The sequence below is a fragment of the Cellulomonas sp. GTC20042 genome, assembly GCF_055389595.1.
This window is the reverse complement of the sequence record NZ_AP043678.1, coordinates 2,357,690-2,379,413: the sequence shown is the minus strand read 5'-3', so window position 1 is coordinate 2,379,413 and position 21,724 is coordinate 2,357,690. Positions and strand designations below refer to the sequence as shown.

Genomic DNA, 21,724 nt, shown 5'->3' with positions numbered 1-21,724 from the left:
TTCCCGAACCGCGAACACCCACCCCCGCGCGCCCTGCGTGCGGGTTGGTGGCCTGTGTTTGACAAGTTCGACAGAGTTACGGCGGTCATAGCGAAGGGGAAACGCCCGGTCCCATTCCGAACCCGGAAGCTAAGCCCTTCAGCGCCGATGGTACTGCACTCGCCAGGGTGTGGGAGAGTAGGACGCCGCCGGACACCATTTCACGAAGAGCCACCCCCCTTGCGGGGGTGGCTCTTCGTCGTACCCGGACACTGATCCGTACCCGGACACTGATCCGTACCCGCACAATGATCCGTGCTCGGACATCGGTCGTGCTCGGACGAGGGCATTCCCGGACGATGCCACCGGGTCGGGCATGTCCGATCCCACCGGGTCGTTCCTGAACGATGCCGCCGTTTCGTCCCCGGATGATTCGCTCCGGCCGATCGCGGCACGGGCCGTGCCGAGGCTCGGGCCCGATGGCGGATCGTCGGCAGCCGCTAGACGGAGTGCTCACCGGAGCGCGCCGGGCCCTGGGCGCGCAGTGGCGGGATCAGGGAGGCCTGTGATCTGCGACGATGCCTCGATGGCTGTCGAGAGCGGGTGCGTCTTCTGCGGGATCGTCGCGGGACGGGTCGCCGCGAGCGTGGTCGTCGCGGAGGAGCGTGTGCTGGCGTTCATGGACGTCGATCCGGTGACTCCGGGGCACGTGCTGGTCGTGCCGCGTGAGCACCATGTCGGGCTCGGCGATCTGCCTCCGGCGGTCGGCGCGGAGATGTTCGTCACGGCGCAGCGGGTCAGCCTGGCGATCCGAGGGGTCGCCGCTGAGCGTGCCGACGTGCGGTGCGAGGGGATCAACCTGTTCCTCGCCGACGGTGCGGCGGCATCCCAGGAGGTGTTCCACGCGCACCTGCACGTGTTCCCGCGGTTCGCCGATGACGGCTTCGTGCTGCGTGGCTCCTGGGGGACGGCTCCGGAGCGGACCGTCCTGGACGCGCAGGCCCGGGCGATCACCCGGGAGCTGCCGAGCTGACGGCTGCGGTCCGCTGTCCCTCGGTGTGGGCGTCAACTCGTCGCGATGGGTACGCGCCCGGCTGGGTTCGTTCACGTGTGCGAGGGAGGACTCTGCGGCGCCGGGATGTCGTGCTCCGCTGGACGGGTCCGTTCGTGCGTGCGGGGGAGGACGACGACGCAGCCGGTCGTCGGCGGGTGCTGATCGACGCATGCCCGATGTCGGGTTCGTGCGCCGGGGATGAGACCATGGTCGGCGGTCTATGACGAGGAGAAGTACGAGATGAGCAGCGACGAGCGCGAGCCGCGTTCGGGTGGCGCCGGGCGCCCTGACAACCAGGGTGGTGATCGGCGCACGGGTGGGTCTGCCCGCTTCGGGAGCCGGTCCGGCGGCGGCACCGGTGGCAGGACCGGTCGGACCCCGCGGGTCGCGGGCAGCCGCGGTCCGGCGCGCGCGGGACGCGACGAGCGTCCGGGACGCGAGGGCGGGTCGTCCCGTCCGGCCGAGGGCCAGGGTGGCGGACGGTCGAGCGGGTGGCGCGGGGTCGGTGCGACCGGCGGTGCCGGTGAGCGTTCCGGCGGTGCGGGTGCGCGCTCGGGCGGGTACGGCGAGCGTCCCAGCGGTGCCGGTGCGCGTCCCGGTGGGCAGGACCGGTTCGGCGGCGGTCGGGGGCCGGCGCGCGACGATCGTGGCGCGCGTGACGGTGGCTTCGAGGGCCGTGGGTCCGGCGAGCGCGGCTTCGGTGGACGGGGTCCGGGTGCTCGCGGTGCCGAGGGCGGCTCGCGTGGGGGTCGTGGGTTCTCCGGCGCGCAGCGCGACGACCGCGGGTTCCGTGGTCCTCGGCAGGACGGCGAGCGGTCCGGGTACTCGCGTCCGGACGGTCAGCGGTCCGGTGGCTACGGTGCCGGTACGCGCGGTGAGCGACAGGACGGGCGCGGCTTCGGCGGCGGTGGGCAGCGCTCCGGGTACGAGGGCGGCGACCGTGGTGGCTTCCGCGGGCCGCGCCGGGACGACCGGCCCGGGCAGGGCGGCGACCAGCGTGGCGGGTTCCGCCGTGACGATCGTGCTGGTGGGCGTCCGGACGACCGTGGTGGCTTCCGTCGTGACGACCGTCCGGGGTTCCGCCGGGACGAGCGGTCCGGAGGCGGCGACCGTCCGGCATACCGTGGTGGGTCGCGTCCCTCGGGTGACCGACCTGACGACCGCGGCTACGGGCGGTCCGACCGACCGTCCGGTGACGCGCGAGGCCGTGACGGCTACGGCGACCGGCGTCCGTCGGGGGCCGGCTTCCGCGGGCGCGACGACGCCCGACGGGATGACCGTGGCGGCGCCGGCACGCGCGGTGGGTGGCGCGGCGCGGACGACCGCGGTGAGCGTCGCGACGACCGGCCGCGCACCGGAGGGTTCGGTGGCGGCGACCGGGGTGGCATCCGCCCCGACGCACGCCGTGGGGACGACCAGGGCGGCTTCCGCCGGGACGATCGCGGTGGGTTCCGTCGTGACGACCGTGGCGCGGGCGGTGCCGGGTTCCGCGGCGGCGAGGGCCGGGACGACCGTGGTGGCTTCCGGTCGGGTGACCGCGGCGACCGTGGTGGCTTCGGCTCGGGTGCCGGGGGCGACCGTGGCGGTTTCCGCTCGGGCGGCGGTGCGGATCGCGGGGGCTTCCGCTCCGGCGACCGGCCGGATCGCGGCGGGTTCCGGCGTGACGACCGCGCGGGCGGGCGCTCCGACGACCGTGGCGGCTTCCGCCGTGACGACCGTCCGGGGTTCCGCCGCGACGAGCGGTCCGGGGGCGGCGACCGTCCGGGGTACCGCGGCGATCGTGAGCGCGGGTCCGACGAGCGCGGTGGCTTCCGTCGCGACGACCGTCCGCAGGGCGGTGGGTTCCCTGGGGGCGACCGGGGCGATCGTGGTGGCTTCCGGGGCGACGACCGTGGCGGCGACCGAGGTGAGCGGGGCGGCTTCCGTCGGGACGGCGAGGGCCGGCCGGGTCAGGGCCAGCGCGGTGACCGCGGGTCGTGGGGTCAGCCCGGGGGCGCGCGGGGCGGCTTCCGTGACGACCGGGGCGGGCGACCGCACTCCGGTCCGGGCGGTGCCCGCGGGTACGCCGGCGGACGCGGGTCCGACGACGACGAGCGTCGTCCGAGCCGTCCGCCGCAGTCGGTGCGGGTGTCCGGTCCGGAGATCCCGGAGGACGTGGTCTTCGGCGCGCTCGACCGGGACGTCCGGGCGCGGCTGCGCACGCTGAGCAAGGACAACGCGGACGTGGTCGGCCGTCACCTGGTGATGACCGGGCGGCTGCTGGACAGCGACCCGGAGCTGGCCTACGAGCACGCCCAGGCGGCCGTGCGCCGGGGCGGCCGGGTGGATGTGGTGCGGGAGGCGGCCGGGTTGGCGGCCTACCGCACCGGTCGGTTCGCCGAGGCGCTGCGCGAGCTGCGCACGGTGCGCCGGCTGAACGGCTCCTCGGAGCACCTGCCGATCATGGCGGACTGCGAGCGAGGGCTGGAGCGGCCGGAGCGGGCAGTGGCGCTGTGGGCGTCGCCGGAGGCCGAGGGGCTCGACCCGATCGGGCGCACGGAGCTGGCGATGGTGGTCAGCGGTGCCCGGCTCGACCTGGGCGACCCGGACGCCGCGCTGGCGGTGCTGTCCGACGTCGAGGTGGGTCCGGCGCGTGGGCTGCTGGCGGCGCGGGTCGCGCAGGCCCGGGCGGAGGCGCTGCGCGCGGGCGGTCGTGACGCCGAGGCGGAGGCCGTGCTGGCGCCGTTCCCGGCCACGCTGCTCGCCCAGGCGTCCGGCGAGGTCGAGGAGGAGGACGACGTGATCCTCTTTGACCTGGACGGCGAGGACGACCTCGACGCGGAACCGGCGGATGTGGACGGCGAGGACGACCTCGACGCGGAGCCCGAGGACGACGTCGAACCGTCGGACGAGGGCGACGCGGAGGCCGTCGAGCCCGAGCCCGCAGCCGAGGACGCAGACGACGCCGACGAGGTCGACGTGACGGACGAGGTCGACGCGGCGGAGGACGCCGTGGCCACGCCCGAGAGCACCGAGGCCGGGCAGGCCCAGGACGACGACGCCGACGACACGGCCGACGCCGACGCGCCGGCCGCGGCCGACGAGACGAGCACGGAGGACGAGTGAGCGACGCACGACTGCTCGGCAGCGACATCGCGCTGGCGGAGCGCTACGACCTGGCTCTGGTCGACCTGGACGGGGTCGCGTACCGCGGGCACGAGCCGATCGACGGGGCGTCGGCGGGGCTGGCCGGCGCGCGCGCCGCGGGGATGCGCCTGGTCTTCGTGACCAACAACGCCTCGCGCGAGCCGGAGTCGGTGGCGGAGCAGCTGACCTCGCTGGACATCCCGACCGCCGCGGGCGACGTGATGACCGCGGCGCAGGCCGCCGCCGAGCTGCTGGCGACCCGGCTGTCGCCGGGGGCGAAGGTGCTGGTCGTCGGCGGAGCGGGGATGGTCTCGGCGGTGCGGGCCAAGGGCTTCGTCGTGGTGACCTCGGCGGAGGAGCAGCCGGAGGCGGTGGCGCAGGGGTTCTCGCCGGAGGTCGGCTGGGCGCAGCTCGCGGAGGCCGCGTACGCGGTGGCGGGCGGCGCGTGGTTCGTGGCGAGCAACCTCGACCTGAGCCTGCCGACGGCGCGCGGCTTCGCACCCGGCAACGGTGCGCTGGTGGGCACGGTGCAGGCGGCGACCGGCGTGGTGCCGGACTCGGCGGGCAAGCCGGCGTCGACCATGTACGAGCTGGCGGTGGAGCGCGTGGGCGGCAGGGAGCCGCTGGTGGTGGGCGACCGCCTGGACACCGATCTCGCGGGTGCCCGGACGGGCGGCTTCGCCGGTCTGCACGTGCTCACGGGGGTGTCGACGGCGCGGGACGACGTGCTGGCCGATCCCGGGTTCCGTCCGCACTACGTGGCGGCGGACCTGCGGGGCCTGCTGCTGCCGCACCCGTTGCCCGCCCGGGCCGCGGAGGGTTGGTGGACCTGCCGGGACGCCGCCGCCCGCGTGGTGGACGGCCGCCTGGAGGTCCGCGAGGGCGCCGTGCCCGCTGACCTGACGGCGGGTTCGGCCGAGGCCGAGGACCGTCGGGTGGACGTGGTGCGCGCGGCGTGCGCGGCGGCGTGGGACGCGGTGGACGGCGGCACGGTGCTCGACGCGGGCTCGGTGCCGGAGCTGGCCGTCGCGCGGTGAGCACGATGCGCGCGGCCTCGACGCCGACGGGTGCGGCGACCGGTAGCGTGGACGCGGACGTGCAGGGACGACCGGCCGCGGGACGCGGACGCCAGGAGGGACGATGACGGTGCAGCCGACGGGCGACCAGGCGGTCGACGAGGCGATGGTGCGGCTGACCGAGGTCACGGACCTCGGCCTGCGCGAGCAGCTCGCGGTGTTCGACGCCGTGCACCAGGCCCTCCAGGACCGGCTCGCCGACGCGGAGGGCTGACCGGGTGGCGACGCGGGTGGACGCCGCGCTGGTGCGCGACGGCCTCGCCCGGTCGCGCCGGCACGCGGCGGAGCTGATCGCGGCGGGCCGGGTCACGGTGGCGGGGCGCGCGGTGCGCCGCCCGTCCACCGGTCTCGCCGACGGCGAGGAGCTGCGGGTGGCCGCGGACGCCTCCGACGGGGCGGACTACGCCTCCCGGGGCGCCCACAAGCTGGTCGGTGCGCTCGACGTCTTCGCGGTGGACCCGACCGGGCGGGACTGCCTGGACGCGGGTGCGTCCACCGGCGGCTTCACCGACGTGCTGCTGCGCCGCGGTGCGCGCCACGTGGTGGCGGTGGACGTCGGCCACGGGCAGATGGTCGAGCGGCTGGCCGCCGATCCCCGGGTGGACTCCCGTGAGGGCGTGAACGTGCGCGCGCTGACGGCCGGCGACGTGCTGCCGGTGCCGTCGCTGGTGGTGGCGGACCTGTCGTTCATCTCGCTGACGCTGGTGCTGCCCGCGCTGGCGGCGGTGGCGGCGCCCGGCGCGGACCTGCTGGTGATGGTGAAGCCGCAGTTCGAGGTGGGGCGCGAGCGTCTGGGGTCGACCGGGGTGGTGCGCAGCGTCGAGCAGCGCGCGGAGGCCGTGCTGGGCGTGGCCCGGTGCGCCCGTGATCTCGGGCTGACGGTGGCCGGCGCGGTGGCGAGCCCGCTGCCCGGGCCGAGCGGGAACGTCGAGTACTTCCTGCACCTGGTGGCACCCACGACCGGTGCCGCCACCGACAAGGCCGGCCAGGACGACGCGGCGCTGCTGGCGCTGGTCGACGCGGCGGTGCACGACGGACCGGGAGGGATCGGATGAGCAGACGGGTGCTGGTGGTCACGCACTCCGGCCGGGCGGAGGCGGTCACCGCGACGGCGGAGGCGGTGGCGGCGCTGGAGCAGGCCGGGTTCACCGCGGTGCTGGCCGGTGACGACGTGCCGGGGCTGACCTTCCACGACATCGAGCTGGCGATGATCCTCGGCGGTGACGGGACGATCCTGCGCGCGGCCGAGCTGGCGCGCGCCGCGGGGGTGCCGCTGCTCGGGATCAACCTCGGGCACGTGGGCTTCCTCGCGGAGAGCGAGCGGGACGACATCAACGAGGCCGTGCGCCGGATCGCCGCGGGGGACTACGCGGTCGAGGAGCGGACGACCCTGCAGGTGCAGGTCCAGGTGCCGGGCCGGCGCGAGCCGGTGACGGGCTGGGCGCTGAACGAGGCGGCGCTGGAGAAGGCCGAGCCGGCGCGGATGGTCGAGGTGGTGCTGGAGGTCGACGACCGCCCGCTGTCCTCCTTCGGCTGCGACGGGGTGGTGCTGGCGACCTCGACGGGGTCGACGGCGCACGCGTTCTCGGCCGGCGGTCCGGTGGTCTGGCCGGACGTGGACTCGATGATCGTGGTGCCGCTGTCCGCGCACGCGCTGTTCGCCCGCCCGCTGGTGGTGGGCCCGCGCGCGGTGGTGGCGGTGGAGGTGCTCACCCGCTCGCCCTCCGCGGCGGTGCTGGTGTGCGACGGGCGTCGCCGGATCGAGGTGCCCGCGGGATCGCGGGTCGAGGTGCGGCGCAGCCCGGTGCCGGTGCGGCTGGCCCGGCTGACGCCGGCGCCGTTCACGGACCGGCTGGTGAACAAGTTCGGGCTGCCGGTGGTGGGGTGGCGCGGCCGCCCCTCCGAGGACCGCAGCAACGTCGAGGACCGGGGGGACTGACCGCGTGTTCGAGGAGATCACGATCAGCGACCTGGGCGTCATCACGTCCGCCCAGGTCCGGCTGCACCCGGGTCTGACCGTGCTGTCGGGGGAGACCGGTGCCGGCAAGACCATGGTGCTGACCGGGCTGGACCTGCTGCTCGGCGGCAAGGCCGACCCGGCGACGGTGCGCACCGGCGCCGGCTCGGCGGTGGTCGAGGGGCGCGTGGTGGTGCCGGCGGGCTCGCCGGTGCTGGCCCGGGCCGAGGAGGCCGGCGCGGCGCTGGACGACGACGGCGGGCTGCTGCTGGTCCGCACGGTCGGTGCGGCGACGGACGGCGCCGTGGGGCGGTCGCGCGCGCACCTGGGCGGTCGCTCGGTGCCGGCGGCGGTGCTCGGCGAGCTCGCGGAGAGCCTGGTGACCGTGCACGGCCAGCAGGACCAGGCGCGGCTGCGCTCGCCCGCCCACCAGCGGGAGGCGCTGGACGCCTTCGCGGGGGCGGCGCACGGCGAGGTGCTGGCGGCGTACCGCACGGCCTGGGGGCGGCGCGGCGCCGTGCAGGCGCAGATCGACGACCTGATCGCGCGCCGGCAGGAGCTGGCGCGCGAGGCGGAGCTGCTGCGGCTCGGGCTCGCGGAGGTCGAGCGGGTGGCCCCGCAGCCCGGAGAGGACGTCGCGCTGGCCGAGGAGGTCGAGCGGCTGGCGCACGCCGAGGACCTGCGTGCCGCGGCCGCCGGGGCGCACGGTGCGCTGGCCGGGGACGAGGACGGTGCCGGGATCGAGGGCAGCGCCGCCGGTGTGGTCGAGCATGCCCGGCGGCTGCTGGACTCCGGCGGAGCGCACGACGCGCGGCTCGCCGCGCTGCACGAGCGGGTGCGCGAGGCGGGGTACCTGCTGGCCGACGTGGCGACCGAGCTCGCGTCGTACCTCCAGGACCTCCAGGCCGACCCGCTGCGGCTGGAGGCGGCGCAGGCGCGCCGGGCCGAGCTGGCGACGCTGACCCGGTCCTACGGCGAGGACGTCGAGGCGGTGCTGCGCTGGGCCGACGAGGGCTCGCGCCGGCTGCTGGAGATCGACGGCGGGGACGAACGGGTGGTTGCGCTCACCGAGCAGCGTGACGCGCTGGACGCGGAGATCGCGGACCTCGCGCGCACGATCGGCAGCGCCCGCCGGGAGGCCGCCGCACGGCTCGCCGAGACGGTCAGCGCGGAGCTGGCCGGTCTGGCGATGGCCGGCGCGAGCCTGGAGGTGCGGGTGGACGACGCGCCCGAGCCCGGTCCGCACGGTGGAGATCTCGTGGAGATGCTGCTGGTCGCGCACCGGGGTGCGCCGGCCCGGCCGCTGGGCAAGGGGGCGTCCGGCGGCGAGCTGTCGCGGGTGATGCTGGCGCTGGAGGTGGCGCTGGCGACCTCGCCGGACGCGGGGGAGCACCGGCCCGGCACGTTCGTCTTCGACGAGGTGGACGCCGGCGTCGGCGGACGGGCCGCGACCGAGGTGGGCCGCCGTCTGGCGGTGCTGGCGCAGGGTGCGCAGGTGCTGGTGGTGACGCACCTGGCGCAGGTGGCGGCCTTCGCGGACCGGCACCTGGTGGTCACCAAGACCCGCGGCGACGTCGTGACCGCCTCGGACGTGCGCGAGGTGGAGGGCGAGGACCGGGTGCGCGAGCTGGCCCGGATGCTGTCCGGCCAGGAGGACTCCGGCACGGCGCGCGCACATGCAGCGGAACTTCTGGAGGCCGCGGACGTGGCACGATGAACGGCGATGAAACTCCTGCCCCTGCGTAGACGCTCCGCCGCGCCCCTCGGGGGCGAGCTCGTCGGCCCCGCCCGGGTCGATCCTCGGACCAAGTCGCTGACCAAGCGGCTCCGTCCCGGGGAGATCGCCGTGATCGACCACGTCGACATCGACCGGGTCTCGGCCGAGGCGCTCGTCGCCTGCCAGCCCGCGGCGGTGCTCAACGCTGCCCGCTCGACCTCCGGCCGCTACCCGAACCTCGGTCCGGACATCCTGGTGTCCGCCGGGATCCCGCTGATCGACGACCTCGGCCCCGACGTGATGACGATCCGCGAGGGTCGCACGCTCCGGCTGGTCGAGGGCGCGGTGTACGACGGCGACAAGCTGCTGGCCGAGGGCGTGCTCCAGACCGAGCAGACCGTGGCCGTCGACCAGGCCGCCGCCCGCGAGGGCCTGTCCGTGCAGCTGGAGTCCTTCGCGGCGAACACGATGGACTACCTGCGCCGGGAGCGCGACCTGCTGCTCGACGGCGTGGGCGTGCCGGACATCAGCACGCAGATCGACGGCCGCCAGGTGCTGATCGTGGTGCGCGGCTACCACTACAAGGACGACCTGGTCACGCTGCGCTCGTACATCCGGGAGTACCGCCCGGTGCTGATCGGCGTGGACGGCGGCGCGGACGCGATCCTCGAGGCCGGCTGGACGCCGGACATGATCGTCGGCGACATGGACTCGGTCTCCGACCGGGCGCTGCGCTGCGGGGCGGAGATCGTGGTGCACGCGTACCGCGACGGTCGTGCGCCGGGGCTGTCCCGGGTGGACCAGCTCGGCGTGCCGCACATCGTCTTCCCGGCGACCGGCACCAGCGAGGACGTCGCGATGCTGCTCGCCGACGACAAGGGCGCCGAGCTGATCGTCGCGGTCGGCACGCACGCCACGCTGGTGGAGTTCCTGGACAAGGGCCGGTCCGGCATGGCGAGCACGTTCCTGACCCGGCTGCGGGTCGGCAGCAAGCTGGTCGACGCCAAGGGCGTGTCCCGGCTGTACCGGAACCGGATCTCGAACCTCCAGCTGACGCTGCTGGTGCTCGCGGGCCTGCTGGCGCTCGGCGTGGCGCTCGCCTCGACCACCGCGGGCCAGACGCTGATCGGCCTGACCGGTGCGCGCTGGGACGACCTGCTGTCGTGGGTCCGCTCGCTGTTCGGCGGCACGCCGTGACCGCACCCTCCGTCTTCTTCCTGACCGATGCCGCCGCGGTGATCCCCGGCGCCTGCGACCGAGAGCTCTCGCTGTGATCGACTTCCGCTACCACCTCGTCTCGCTGATCTCGGTGTTCCTGGCGCTCGCCGTGGGCATCGCGCTCGGCGCCGGCCCGCTGAAGGAGAGCATCGGCGACACGCTGACCGGGCAGGTGGACCAGCTGCGCTCGGAGAAGGACCAGCTGCGCACCGAGCTCGACGCCTCGGCCTCGGACCTGGCCGCCTCGGAGCAGTACATCGCCGCCGCCGGCCCCGCGCTGGTGGACGGCACGCTGGCCGACCGCCGCGTCGCGGTGGTCGCGCTCGGCACGGTGGACGGCGACGCGCTGACCGGCGTGGAGGAGCAGCTGACCGCCGCCGGCGCCACGCTGACCGCCCGCGTCACCCTGGCCGCCGAGTGGTCCTCGACCGACCTGCGCTCGTTCCGGCAGGCGCTGGTCGCGAACCTGCTCGACTACCTGGACCCGCAGCCCGCGACGAACGCCGCGGTGGAGACCTCGCTTGCCGAGGCGCTGGTGCAGGGCCTGACCGGTGCCGACCCGGCCGACCCGGACGTGCTGAGCACCAACGCGAGCACGCTGCTCAGCCTGCTCAACTCCGGTGACGACCCGCTGGTGACCTACGGCGACGGGATCACCACCCCCGCCGATGCCGTGGTGCTGGTGAGCCCGGGCGTGCTGGTGCAGGACGCCGCGGACGCGACCCCGGACGCCGACGAGCTCCAGGCGACGCTGACCGCGCAGATCGCGCTGGCGGAGGTCGCGCAGCGGCGCACCGAGGGCGCCGTGGTCGTGGACGGCCCCGCCGTCGACGGCTCGCTGGTCGCGGCCATCCGTGCCGACGACGACGCCGCCGACACCGTGACCACGGTCAGCGGTGCGGACACGATCGCCGGGCGGGTGTCGGTGCCGCTGGCGCTGAACGCGCGGATCGGTGGGACCAACGGCCACTACGGGATCGGCGACGGCCTGACCGTGATCCCCACCGCCGTGGTGCTGCCGCCGGTGGACCGCAGCGTGGCCGGTGACGCCACCGGTGCCGAGGGCGACGCCGGCACGGGCGACGGGACCGGCGACGCCGGGGCCGAGGGGTGAGCGTGCTGCGTCGGGCCGTCGCCGGGGTGACGGCCCGGGTCGCCACCACGGTGACCCGCGGTCTGCTGGACGACGAGCCCCCGGGCGGCGCCCGCCAGTGGGAGCGCACGAACCACCGGGGCGAGCCGGTGAGCCTGCTGGGCGGCCCGGCCGTCGCGGTGGGGCTGCTCGCCGGCGGCGTGCTCGGCGCGCCCTCGGTGCGCGACGGGCTCGCGACGGCGGTGGCGACCACCTCGGCCGGCGCCTTCGGCCTGGTCGACGACCTGACCGAGGAGCGGGACGGCACGCAGGCCAAGGGGCTGCGCGGTCACCTGGGCGCGCTGGCGCACGGTGAGCTGACCACCGGCGGGCTCAAGGTGCTCGGCATCGGCGCCGGTGCGCTGGTCGCCGCGGCGCTGAGCCGCCCGCACCCGACCGCCCGCACCGGGGCGGCCCGCGCGGCGCAGCGCCTGGCGGACGTCGCGGTGGACGGTGCGCTGATCGCGGCCTCGGCCAACCTGCTCAACCTGCTGGACCTGCGCCCCGGGCGCGCGCTCAAGGCGGCGGCGATCGCGGCGGCCCCGGTGGTCGTGCTGGGCGGACCCGGCGAGGGCGCTGCGTCGGCGGTGGCCGGTGCTGTGGTCGCCGAGCTGCCGGACGACCTCGCGGAGCAGGACATGCTCGGCGACTCCGGGGCGAACGCCCTGGGCGCGACCCTCGGCATCATGGCCGTGCAGCGCTGCCCCCGACCGGTGCGCCTGGCGCTGCTGGCGGGCGTGGTGGCCCTGACGGTGGCCTCGGAGCGGGTGAGCTTCACGCAGGTGATCGCCCGCACGCCGGTGCTGCGCGAGATCGACGGCTGGGGTCGTCGCCCGGCGCACGTGCCCGCGGCCGAGCCCGTGACGCCCGTCGAGCCGGACGCCGACGGGGCGCCGGAGCGGTGACCCGCCGGGGCGTCCTGACCGGTCTGGCGGGCGCCGCGGCCCTGATCTCGGTCGTGACGGTCGTCAGCCGTCTGCTGGGCTTCGTGCGCACGCTGGTCTTCGGCAGCGCGGTCGGCTTCGCGTCGATCGGTGACGCGTACACGCTGGCGAACACGCTGCCGAACGTGCTGTTCGAGGTGGCCGCCGGCGGCGCGCTCGCCGGTGCGCTGATCCCGGTGATCGCCGGGCCGCTGGCGCGGGGGATGCGCGCCGACGTGGACCGGATCGCCTCGGCGATGCTCGGCTGGGCGCTCGGCGTGCTGTCGCTGCTCGCGCTGCTGCTGGCGGTGCTGGCCGGTCCGCTCGCGGCGCTGCTCGTGCACGAGGCCGGCAGCACCCGGGACCTGGTGGCGTTCTTCATCCGGGTGTTCGCGGTGCAGGTGCCGCTGTACGGGCTCGCCGTGGTGCTGTCCGGCGTGCTCCAGGCGCAGCGCAAGTTCTTCTGGCCGGCGTTCGTGCCGGTGCTGTCCAGCCTGGTGGTGATCGCGACCTACGCGGGCTACGGGCGGATGGTCGGGCTCGGGTCGGCGGATGTGCCCTCGCCGGAGGCGCTGCCCGCCGGGGCCGCCTCGCTGCTGGCCTGGGGCACCACCGCCGGTGTGGCGGTGATGGGGCTGCCGCTGCTCGTGCCGGTGTGGCGCAGCGGGATCCGGCTGCGCCCGACCTTCCGGTTCCCGGAGGGCGTCGGCGGCCGGGCGCGCGGCCTGGCGCTGGCCGGTGTCGGCGCGCTGGTCGCCCAGCAGGTCGCGGTGCTCGTGACGCTGTGGCTGGCCGGGCGCTACGGCACGGCGGGCGCGGTCTCCGGGTACCAGAGCATGGTGCAGGCGGTGTACGTGCTGCCCTACGCGGTGCTGTCGGTGCCGCTGGCGACCAGCACGTTCCCGCGGTTGGCCGAGCGTGCCGCGCGGCCGGACCGGGCGGGCTACGCGCCGCTGGCGGCGCTGACCACCCGCGGGGTGCTGATGTCCGCGGTGGTCGGCGCGGCGGTGCTGGTGGCGGTGGCCCCCGCGGCGACGACGGTGTTCTCCGTGGTCGGGCGCGGCGACGCCGAGGTGATCGAGGCGCTGTCCCCGGCGCTGACCCTGATGGCACCGGGCCTGCTCGGGCTCGGGCTGATCTTCCACGTGTCGCGGGCGCTGTACGCACTGGAGCGCGGACGGCTCGCGGTGCTCGCGACCAGCGCCGGCTGGGCGACGGTGATGGTCGCCTCCTGGGTGGCCTGCCTGGTGATCGTGCCGGCGGGCGGCGACGGTCCGGCGACCCTGCGCGCGCTGGCGGTGGGCAACACCACCGGCATGCTGGTCGCCGGGGTGGCCCTGCTGGCGGTGCTGCGCCGGGCCGCCGGGGCCGAGGCGCTGACCGGGCTGGTGCGGACGCTGGCGGTGCTGCTGGTCGGCGGGGCGCTGGGCGCGCTGGCCGGGCGGTGGACCGTGGACGCGGTGGAGCGGCTGACCGGCGGCGCCGGGGGCGCGGTGGTCGCCGCGACCGGCGGTGGCGCGGTGGCGCTGGCGCTGGTGCTCGCGCTGGTGTGGTGGCTGGACCGCTCGACGCTCACCGGGCTGCTGCGGCGCTCGGGCGGCGGAGCGGCGGGCGGCGGGGGAGCGGCGGGAACCCCCGGTGCCGCGGACGCGGGTGCGGCGATCGGTACGGACGGGACGACGGGGGCGGGGCCGACGGTGCCGCTGCCCGGATCGACGGGAGGTGCGCCGTGAGGGTGGTGCAGGTGCTGGGGTCGAGCGCGGGCGGGGTGGCGCGGCACGTCGCGCAGGTCGCCGGTGCGCTGGCCGAGCGGGGCGACCAGGTGATCGTGGCCGGACCGGCGGGACTGCGTCCGACGGTGGCGCCCGAGGGTGCCGGGGTGGGCTTCCACGCGGTGGAGATCGCCGATCGCCCGCACGCCTCGGACGTCGCCGCGGTGGCCCGGCTCGCGACCGTGGCGCGCGGGGCGGACGCGGTGCACGCCCACGGGCTGCGGGCCGGCGCGCTGGCGGTGCTGGCCGTGCGCGGGGCGCCCCGCCGGCCGGGGACCGCCCGCCCGCGCGTGGTGGTGACCCTGCACAACCTGCCGGTGGGCGGGGCCGCGGTGCGCGCGTTCTCGACGGTGCTCGGCACGGTGGTCGCCCGCGGGGCCGACGTGGTGCTGGGCGTCTCCGGCGACCTGGTGGCGCTCACGCGCTCGCAGGGCGCACGGGTGGCGGACCGGGCGCTGGTGCCGGCACCGGCCCGGCCGGACGCCGCCGGCGACGTCGCGGCGACGCGGGACGCGCTCGGGATCGTGCCGGGGGAGGACCTGGTGGTGACCGTGGCTCGCCTGGCCCCGCAGAAGGGGCTGAGCACGCTGGTCGACGCCGCGGTCGCGGCAGCGGGGCACCGGCCCGGGCTGCGCTGGGTGGTGGCCGGCGACGGCCCGCTGCACGGCGACCTGGCGGCCCAGGTGGCGGCGACCGGTGCGCCGGTGCGGCTGCTCGGGCGGCGCGAGGACGTGGCCGACCTGATGGCCGCCGCGGACGTGGTCGCCTCGACGGCGGTGTGGGAGGGGCAGCCGCTCGCCGTGCAGGAGGCGCTGTCCCTCGGCGCCGCGGTGGTGGCCACCGACGCGGGCGGCACCCGCGAGGTGACCGAGGACGCCGCCGTGCTGGTGCCGGTGGGCGACGCCGCCGCGCTGGCTGAGGCCGTGGTCGGCGTGCTGGTCGACCCGGAGCGGGCCGGTGCGCTGCGCGAGGCCGCGCTCGCCCGGGCGGCGGCGCTGCCCACGCTGCCGGACGTGCTGCGCCAGCTGGACCGCGTGTACCGCTGACCCCGCGCGGCTCGCGCGCCTCGCAGGGCTCGCGCACCTCACCGAGACGGCACGACACGCCGCGTGCCGCACGCGCGAGGCGGCATGTCGTGCAGTCTCGGCGGAGCATGGCGGCACGCGCGACGACCTGCGCGCGGATGGGTGCGCGGACGCGGCCGGGGCGGTCGCGAATCGCCCCGGACGGGGGACGTGGGGCACGCCACCCTGACGGACGGCCCCGAGGACGGCTCGCGTGCAGTAAGGTGGAGGCCCGTGGCAGAGCGCGTACACCGACTCTCCGGGCGGTCGGATTCCACGACCCGGCACATCTTCGTCACGGGGGGCGTCGTCTCCTCACTGGGCAAGGGCCTGACCGCCAGCAGCCTCGGACGACTCCTGCGATCCCGTGGTCTGCGGGTCACGATGCAGAAGCTCGACCCCTACCTCAACGTCGACCCCGGGACGATGAACCCGTTCCAGCACGGCGAGGTCTTCGTCACCGAGGACGGTGCCGAGACCGACCTGGACGTGGGTCACTACGAGCGGTTCCTCGACGTCGACCTGGTCGGCTCGGCGAACGTCACCACCGGCCAGGTCTACTCGAACGTGATCGCCAAGGAGCGGCGCGGCGAGTACCTCGGCGACACGGTCCAGGTGATCCCGCACATCACGGACGAGATCAAGACGCGCATGCGGTCGCAGGCCGCGGACGACGTCGACGTGATCATCACCGAGATCGGCGGCACCGTCGGCGACATCGAGTCGCAGCCCTTCCTCGAGGCGGCCCGTCAGGTGCGCCACGAGCTCGGCCGCGACAACGTCTTCTTCCTGCACGTCTCACTGGTGCCGTACATCGGGCCCTCCGGCGAGCTGAAGACCAAGCCGACGCAGCACTCGGTGGCCGCGCTGCGCAACATCGGCATCCAGCCGGACGCCCTGGTGCTGCGCGCCGACCGCGACCTGCCGACGTCGATCAAGTCGAAGATCGCCCTGATGTGCGACGTCGACACGCAGGGCGTCATCGCCTGCAAGGACGCGCCGAGCATCTACGACATCCCGCGCGTGCTGCACGCCGAGGGCCTGGACGCCTACGTGGTGCAGCGCCTCGGCCTGACCTTCCGCGACGTGGACTGGAGCGGCTGGGACGAGCTGCTGGACCGGGTGCACGCACCCGCCCACCACGTCGAGGTCGCGCTGGTCGGCAAGTACATCGACCTGCCGGACGCCTACCTGTCGGTGACCGAGGCGCTGCGCGCCGGCGGCTTCCACCACCAGGCCAAGGTGAAGATCCGCTGGGTCACCTCCGACGACTGCCAGACCCCCGAGGGCGCGAAGCGTGCGCTGGGCGGCGTGGACGCGGTGCTGGTGCCGGGCGGCTTCGGCGTGCGCGGCATCGAGGGCAAGCTCGGCGCGCTGCGCTGGGCCCGCGAGAACACGGTGCCGACGCTCGGCATCTGCCTGGGCCTGCAGTGCATGGTGATCGAGTACGCCCGCACCGTGCTGGACCTGCCGGGCGCCTCCTCCTCCGAGTTCGACACGAATCCGGTCGACCCGGTGGTCGCCACCATGGCCGAGCAGCTGGCGATCGTGGGCGGCGACGGCGACCTGGGCGGCACCATGCGCCTGGGCGCGTACGACGCCGTGCTCACCGAGGGCTCCGTGATCGCGGAGGCCTACGGCAGCACCCGCGTGTCCGAGCGGCACCGTCACCGCTACGAGGTGAACAACTCCTACCGGGCGCGCCTGGAGGAGGCCGGCCTGGTGATCTCCGGCGTCTCGCCCGACTCCTCGCTGGTCGAGTTCGTCGAGCTGCCGCGCGAGGTGCACCCGTACTACGTGGCCACGCAGGCGCACCCGGAGTTCAAGTCGCGCCCGACCAAGGCGCACCCGCTGTTCGCCGGGCTGATCGGTGCGGCCCTCGCGGTGCGCGGCGTGACCCCGGTCGCCGACGGCGCGCAGGCCTGAGCGTGCCGGAGCAGCAGGACGTCGTGGGCGGGCCGGTCGACCGGCCCGCCCCGCGCCCGGTCCTCGCGCACACCGACCTGCACCACGGGAAGATCTGGGACCTGGTGTCCGAGACCGTCGACCTGGGCGTGTCGCAGGTGGTGCGCGAGTTCGTCGCCCATCCCGGCGCGGTCGCGGTGATCGCCCTGGACGCGCAGGACCGCGTGCTGCTGCTCCAGCAGTACCGGCACCCGGTGCGCTCCGAGCTGTGGGAGCCGCCGGCCGGGCTGCGTGACGTGGACGGCGAGGCCCCGCACCTCACCGCCGCGCGCGAGCTCGCCGAGGAGGCCGACCTGCGGGCCGGCACCTGGCACCTGCTGACCGAGTTCTTCACCACCCCCGGTGGCTCGGACGAGCAGATCCTGGTGTACCTGGCGCGCGACGTGCAGCCGGTCCCGGAGGACGAGCGCTTCGTCCGCGAGGACGAGGAGGCGGGCATGGTCCCGCTCTGGGTCCCGCTGGACGAGGCCGTCGAGGCGGTGCTGGCCGGTCGGCTGCACAGCCCGAGCGCCGTGGTGGGCGTGCTGGCCGCCGCGGCCGCACGCGACCGGGGCTGGACGACGCTGCGCGAGGTCTGAGCGCCGCGCACGACCTGATCCGACCGACGGGCCCCGAGGAGCGATCCTCGGGGCCCGTCGTCGTCCACGGTCACCCGCACCGTCGCGCTGCCGCACCGGGGTCGGCGGCGCCCGTGCGGGTGACCCCCGTCGCCCGGACGGACCCCGCCGATCGCCCGGCCAGGTGTCCGCCAACCGGTGGATCCTGACCCGGACGTGTCAGGGACCGACCCCGTCGCCCGATGGGACGGATGTGCCGAGCGCCCGGGTCCCGACCAGCAGCGCGCGGCTGTTCCTCACGGCGCACCAGGTGGCGCTCGCGCTGCTGGTCTGCGCGGTGCTGACCTTCCTCGGCGCGGTGCGCCCGCCCAACGCCGGCACCCGGGTGGAGTTCTGGTACGTGTCCTCGGCGGTGCTGCTGGCCACCGCCGGGGTCGCCTGGCTGCTGCGGGACCGCCGCTGGTCCGCGCTGGTGGCGCTGGTGATCGGGGTGCTGGTCTGCGGGGTGCTGATCGCGGTCTGCCGCACGGCCGCCGGGGTGGTGACCACCGGCCTGGGCATGGTGTGCGGCGGTCAGGCGGCCGCGCTGCTGGGCGGGCGCACGCTGCTGCGCCGGGTGCTGGAGCTGGTGCTGGTCGTGCTCGGCATCGCGATGGCGGTCTCGCCGGTGGAGTTCCGGGCGATGACCTGGCTGGTGATCGCGGCGACCACCGTGGTCAGCAGCGGGATCGTCGCCTGGTTGGCCGCGCGGCTGCGCCTGGTGGCCACCACGGACGACCTGACCGGCGCGCTCACCCGGGCGGCCTTCGAGGAGCGGGTCGCGGACCTGCTCGTCCGGAGCCGGCGTCGCGGCGGGCCGCTGGCGGTGGTCTACCTGGACGTCGACGACTTCAAGGGGATCAACGACAGCCTCGGGCACCTGGCCGGTGACGACGCGCTGGTGGGGCTGGTCGACGTGTGGCGCGAGGCGCTGGAGCACGACGAGGCGATCGGTCGGATCGGCGGGGACGAGTTCGCCGTGGTGCTCATCGGCGCGGACGCGGCCGAGCGGTGGGCGACCCGGACCCAGGACCGGATGCCGACGGACGCACCCTCGTGGAGCCACGGGGTGGCCGTCGCCGGCCCGGAGGACACGGTGCGCGACCTGCTCGGGCGGGCGGACGACGCGATGTACGCCAGCCGCGGGCGGCGCGTGGTGGCGCGCGGGGTCTGGGCCCTCGGGTCGGGCGACGTCAGCCGCGGGTGCGGAAGGTGAGCAGGTACCGCGTCGTGCCGGCGGCGAGCAGCCCGGCGCCGAGCATGTGCAGCAGCACCAGGAGCACCGGCAGGTCGGTCGCGACCTGGACGTAGCCGATCACGGCCTGGAGCGCGACGATCGCCAGCATCGCGACGCCCCGGCTGCGCACCGGGCCGGTGAGCCGGCGGTTGAGCACCAGCAGCCACACCAGCACGGCGATGAACGCCCACGCGGCCAGGGCGTGCACCCGGGCCATCAGCAGCGGGTCGACGGCGAACCGGTAGCCGACCTCCTCGTCGCCGGAGTGCGGGCCGGCGCCGGTGGTGACCGCGCCGAGCGCCAGCAGCACCGCGAGCACCGCCCACATCAGCGGGACCAGGCGCTGGGCGAGCGCGCCGACCACCGGCCGCGGGGCGCCGTCGCCCTCGGTGCTGCGGTGCAGCAGCAGCGCGGAGGTGATCACCAGGCCCATCGACACCAGGAAGTGCGTGCTGACCACGGCGGGGTGCAGGTCGAGCAGCACCGTGACGCCGCCGATCACCGCCTGCGCGACCACGCCGAGGATCGGGGCGAAGCCGAGCCAGCGGTAGGCGGGGGAGCGGCGCCGGTCGGTCCACACCAGCAGGGCCACCGCGACCGCGATGATCCCCAGCACACCGGTGAGCGTGCGGTTCCCGAACTCGACGTAGGGGTGGATCGTGGTCGCCTCGTGGAACTGCGGGGTGAAGTGCCCGGGCTCGCACTGCGGCCAGGTGGAGCAGCCGAGGCCGGAGCCGGTCAGCCGGACGGCGCCGCCGGTGACGACGATGCCGATCTGGGCGACCAGGTTGGCGACCAGCACGCCGCGGGTCAGGCGGTCGCGGTGCGTCGCGACCCAGCGGCGGGTCGCGTCGGGCGCGCTGCGCAGCGCGGTGCCGAGGCGGCGCCCTCGGGTGGTGCGCGCGGGCGCGGCGGGGGTCTCGGGCCGGGGCGCGGGGTCGGCGGTGACGTCGGGGCGGCTCACGTCGTCCAGGGTACGGGCGCGGGTGCGTGCGGGTCGGACGGTCGCGGGGAGGTCTTGGTCACGCCGGGCGGGTCCGGCCGTGCGCGCCGTGGTCGGGCCGACCGGTCGACGGTCCGGCGATCGCTCCGGTCAGGACCAGCGGAACCAGCGACGCACCGCCGCGCCGAGCACGACCACCCACGCGGCCAGCACGGCCAGGTGCACCCCGGGGAACGCCCCGTCCACCAGGGCGGTGCGCAGGGCCTCGCCGAGCGCGCCGGTGGGCAGCAGCTCGACCACCCGCGCCCATCCGTCCGGCAGGTCGGCCACCGGCAGCACGATCCCGCCGACCACGGCGAGGGCGACCAGCAGCAGGTTCGCCACCGCGAGCACGGCCTCGGCGCGCAGCGTCCCGGCGAGCAGCAGGGCGAGGGCGGTGAACGCGGCGACCCCGAGCAGCAGCGCGAGCGCGGCGGCGGGCAGGCCGGACGCGATCGGCCGCCAGCCGGCGACCAGGGCCACCCCGCCGACCACGACCACCTGGAGCACCGCGACCGCGAGCACCGCCAGCGCCTTGCCGGCGAGCAGCCCGCCCCGGCCGAGCGGGGTGGTGGCGAGCAGCCGGAGCACGCCGTTGCGGCGGTCGAAGGCGGTGGCGATGGCCTGCGAGGTCATCGATCCGGCCAGCACGGCCAGGCCGAGCACGCCGGGGGTGACCACGTCGATCCGGGCGGCGCCGCCGGTGGTGACCTCGACCAGCGTGGTGCTGCCGAGACCGATCAGCACGACGACCGGGATGATCAGCGTGACCAGCAGCTGCTCGCCGTTGCGCAGCACGGCGGTGGCCTCGAAGCCGGCCTGGGCCAGCACGCGGCGGCGGGCGGGGGCCGCGGCGCGCGGCGCGGGCGCGGCGGCGCGCGGAATAGCGGTGCTCATCGCAGGTTCCTCCCGGTGAGGTCGAGGAAGACGTCCTCCAGCGTGCGGCGGCCGGCGGCGTCGACCCGGGTGAGCAGCACCTCGCGCTCGGCGCACCAGCCGGCCAGCGCGGCGACCAGCGCGGGGGTGGCGGCGGCCTCCACCTGGTAGGTGCCGGGGCCGGTCTCGCGCACGCCCGCGCCGAGCGCCGTGCCCAGGGCGGTCGCGTCCAGCCCGGCGGCGGCGTCGAAGGCCAGCAGCCCCTCGGCGTGCAGCAGCTCGGGCACGGTGCCCTGGGCGATCACCCGGCCGTGGTCCACGACGGCGACGTGGTCGGCGAGCGCCTCGGCCTCGTCCATCAGGTGCGTGGTGAGCACCACCGCGACGCCGTCGGCGCGCAGCTCGTCCACCAGCGACCACACCGCGTGGCGGGCCTGCGGGTCCATCCCGGCGGAGGGCTCGTCCAGGAACACCACCTCGGGCCGGCCGACGACGGCGGTGGCGAGCGCGAGGCGCTGGCGCTGCCCGCCGGACAGCCGGCGCACCGTGGTCCGGGCGAAGGGGGCGATGCCCAGCCGGTCGACCAGCTCGTCCAGGTCGCGCGGCTCGGCGTACATCGCGGCGACGTGCCGCAGCACCGCCAGCGCCGGCGCGCCGGTGGGCAGGCCCGCGTCCTGGAGCATCACGCCGACCCGGGGGCGCAGGGCGCGGGCGTCGGCCACCGGGTCGAGGCCGAGCACCCGGACCTCGCCGGCGTCGGGGGAGCGCAGGCCCTCGCAGCACTCGACGGTGGTGGTCTTGCCGGCGCCGTTCGGGCCGAGCACCGCGGTCACCCGACCGGGCTCGGCGGTGAGGTCGAGCCCGTCGACGACGGCCCGGCCGTCGTACCGCTTGACGAGCCCGCGCACCACGACGGCGGGCGGGGAGGAGGACAGGCCGAGCACCCCGCGAGTGTAGGCGGACGAGGCCGCTCACCGGGGGCCGGATCCACCGCGCGGCGCCCCCGGGTGAGGTTCGCCTTGCTTGCCAGGACTTATTTCGGCAACAAGG

The 21,724-nt window shown here is 76.0% G+C and carries 18 protein-coding genes and 1 rRNA gene; 16 read left to right on the top strand and 3 right to left on the bottom strand.

Annotated elements, in window-relative coordinates; all coding sequences use genetic code 11:
• Window positions 1-77 precede the first annotated feature (77 nt).
• From rrf to ACZ5HG_RS11040, 16 genes are all read left to right on the top strand, one after another.
• A 5S ribosomal RNA gene (gene rrf, locus ACZ5HG_RS11115) occupies window positions 78-194 on the top strand.
• Between the two features lie 371 nt (window positions 195-565).
• Window positions 566-1,012, top strand: a complete 447-nt coding sequence (locus ACZ5HG_RS11110; protein ID WP_464176177.1) for an HIT family protein — start codon at window positions 566-568, stop codon at window positions 1,010-1,012.
• A 2,148-nt stretch (window positions 1,013-3,160) separates the two neighbouring features.
• Entirely contained in the window at window positions 3,161-4,138 is a 978-nt protein-coding gene (locus ACZ5HG_RS11105) for a hypothetical protein (RefSeq protein WP_464176175.1), read from the top strand.
• A complete protein-coding gene (locus ACZ5HG_RS11100; RefSeq protein WP_464176174.1) occupies window positions 4,135-5,196 on the top strand; it encodes an HAD-IIA family hydrolase in 1,062 nt (353 codons plus the stop codon). The genes ACZ5HG_RS11105 and ACZ5HG_RS11100 overlap by 4 nt, the downstream gene beginning before the upstream one ends.
• A 103-nt stretch (window positions 5,197-5,299) precedes the next feature.
• Complete coding sequence (locus ACZ5HG_RS11095; RefSeq protein WP_464176171.1) at window positions 5,300-5,449, top strand: hypothetical protein; 150 nt, start codon at window positions 5,300-5,302, stop codon at window positions 5,447-5,449.
• A gap of 4 nt (window positions 5,450-5,453) precedes the next feature.
• Complete coding sequence (locus tag ACZ5HG_RS11090) at window positions 5,454-6,290, top strand: TlyA family RNA methyltransferase (protein WP_464176169.1); 837 nt, start codon at window positions 5,454-5,456, stop codon at window positions 6,288-6,290.
• Entirely contained in the window at window positions 6,287-7,174 is an 888-nt protein-coding gene (locus ACZ5HG_RS11085; protein WP_464176167.1) for an NAD kinase, read from the top strand. Before ACZ5HG_RS11090 ends, ACZ5HG_RS11085 begins: the two co-directional genes overlap by 4 nt.
• 4 nt (window positions 7,175-7,178) lie before the next feature.
• On the top strand, window positions 7,179-8,909 hold the full coding sequence (recN, locus tag ACZ5HG_RS11080) for a DNA repair protein RecN (RefSeq protein ID WP_464176165.1): 1,731 nt from the start codon (window positions 7,179-7,181) through the stop codon (window positions 8,907-8,909).
• 6 nt (window positions 8,910-8,915) lie between these two features.
• Entirely contained in the window at window positions 8,916-10,106 is a 1,191-nt protein-coding gene (steA, locus tag ACZ5HG_RS11075) for a putative cytokinetic ring protein SteA (RefSeq protein WP_464176163.1), read from the top strand.
• A gap of 73 nt (window positions 10,107-10,179) precedes the next feature.
• A complete protein-coding gene (locus tag ACZ5HG_RS11070) occupies window positions 10,180-11,241 on the top strand; it encodes a copper transporter (RefSeq protein ID WP_464176161.1) in 1,062 nt (353 codons plus the stop codon).
• 2 nt (window positions 11,242-11,243) lie between these two features.
• On the top strand, window positions 11,244-12,164 hold the full coding sequence (locus ACZ5HG_RS11065; RefSeq protein WP_464176158.1) for a hypothetical protein: 921 nt from the start codon (window positions 11,244-11,246) through the stop codon (window positions 12,162-12,164).
• Window positions 12,165-12,217: 53 nt separating this feature from the next.
• Window positions 12,218-13,915 (top strand): murein biosynthesis integral membrane protein MurJ, encoded by a 1,698-nt coding sequence (gene murJ, locus ACZ5HG_RS11060; RefSeq protein WP_464176156.1) that lies wholly within the window; start codon window positions 12,218-12,220, stop codon window positions 13,913-13,915.
• Window positions 13,912-15,000, top strand: a complete 1,089-nt coding sequence (locus ACZ5HG_RS11055; protein ID WP_464176152.1) for a glycosyltransferase family 4 protein — start codon at window positions 13,912-13,914, stop codon at window positions 14,998-15,000. Before murJ ends, ACZ5HG_RS11055 begins: the two co-directional genes overlap by 4 nt.
• Before the next feature lie 252 nt (window positions 15,001-15,252).
• Window positions 15,253-16,944, top strand: a complete 1,692-nt coding sequence (locus ACZ5HG_RS11050) for a CTP synthase (RefSeq protein ID WP_464176150.1) — start codon at window positions 15,253-15,255, stop codon at window positions 16,942-16,944.
• A 2-nt stretch (window positions 16,945-16,946) separates the two neighbouring features.
• Window positions 16,947-17,561 (top strand): NUDIX domain-containing protein, encoded by a 615-nt coding sequence (locus ACZ5HG_RS11045; RefSeq protein WP_464176147.1) that lies wholly within the window; start codon window positions 16,947-16,949, stop codon window positions 17,559-17,561.
• 232 nt (window positions 17,562-17,793) lie between these two features.
• Window positions 17,794-18,795 (top strand): GGDEF domain-containing protein, encoded by a 1,002-nt coding sequence (locus tag ACZ5HG_RS11040; protein ID WP_464176145.1) that lies wholly within the window; start codon window positions 17,794-17,796, stop codon window positions 18,793-18,795.
• Here ACZ5HG_RS11040 and ACZ5HG_RS11035 read toward each other — a convergent pair.
• From ACZ5HG_RS11035 to ACZ5HG_RS11025, 3 genes are all read right to left on the bottom strand, one after another.
• A complete protein-coding gene (locus ACZ5HG_RS11035) occupies window positions 18,773-19,780 on the bottom strand; it encodes a COX15/CtaA family protein (protein ID WP_464176142.1) in 1,008 nt (335 codons plus the stop codon). The genes ACZ5HG_RS11040 and ACZ5HG_RS11035 overlap by 23 nt on opposite strands.
• Before the next feature lie 129 nt (window positions 19,781-19,909).
• Complete coding sequence (locus ACZ5HG_RS11030; RefSeq protein WP_464176140.1) at window positions 19,910-20,695, bottom strand: ABC transporter permease; 786 nt, start codon at window positions 20,693-20,695, stop codon at window positions 19,910-19,912.
• Window positions 20,692-21,609, bottom strand: a complete 918-nt coding sequence (locus ACZ5HG_RS11025; RefSeq protein WP_464182142.1) for an ABC transporter ATP-binding protein — start codon at window positions 21,607-21,609, stop codon at window positions 20,692-20,694. The genes ACZ5HG_RS11030 and ACZ5HG_RS11025 overlap by 4 nt, the downstream gene beginning before the upstream one ends.
• Window positions 21,610-21,724: the final 115 nt, after the last annotated feature.

Coding starts and splice junctions, on each gene's coding strand:
- ACZ5HG_RS11110 (WP_464176177.1), top strand. CDS start 566: ATGGCTGTCGAGAGCGGGTGCGTCTTCTGCGGGATCGTCGCGGGACGG.
- ACZ5HG_RS11095 (WP_464176171.1), top strand. CDS start 5,300: ATGACGGTGCAGCCGACGGGCGACCAGGCGGTCGACGAGGCGATGGTG.
- ACZ5HG_RS11085 (WP_464176167.1), top strand. CDS start 6,287: ATGAGCAGACGGGTGCTGGTGGTCACGCACTCCGGCCGGGCGGAGGCG.
- steA (WP_464176163.1), top strand. CDS start 8,916: ATGAAACTCCTGCCCCTGCGTAGACGCTCCGCCGCGCCCCTCGGGGGC.
- ACZ5HG_RS11030 (WP_464176140.1), bottom strand. CDS start 20,695: ATGAGCACCGCTATTCCGCGCGCCGCCGCGCCCGCGCCGCGCGCCGCG.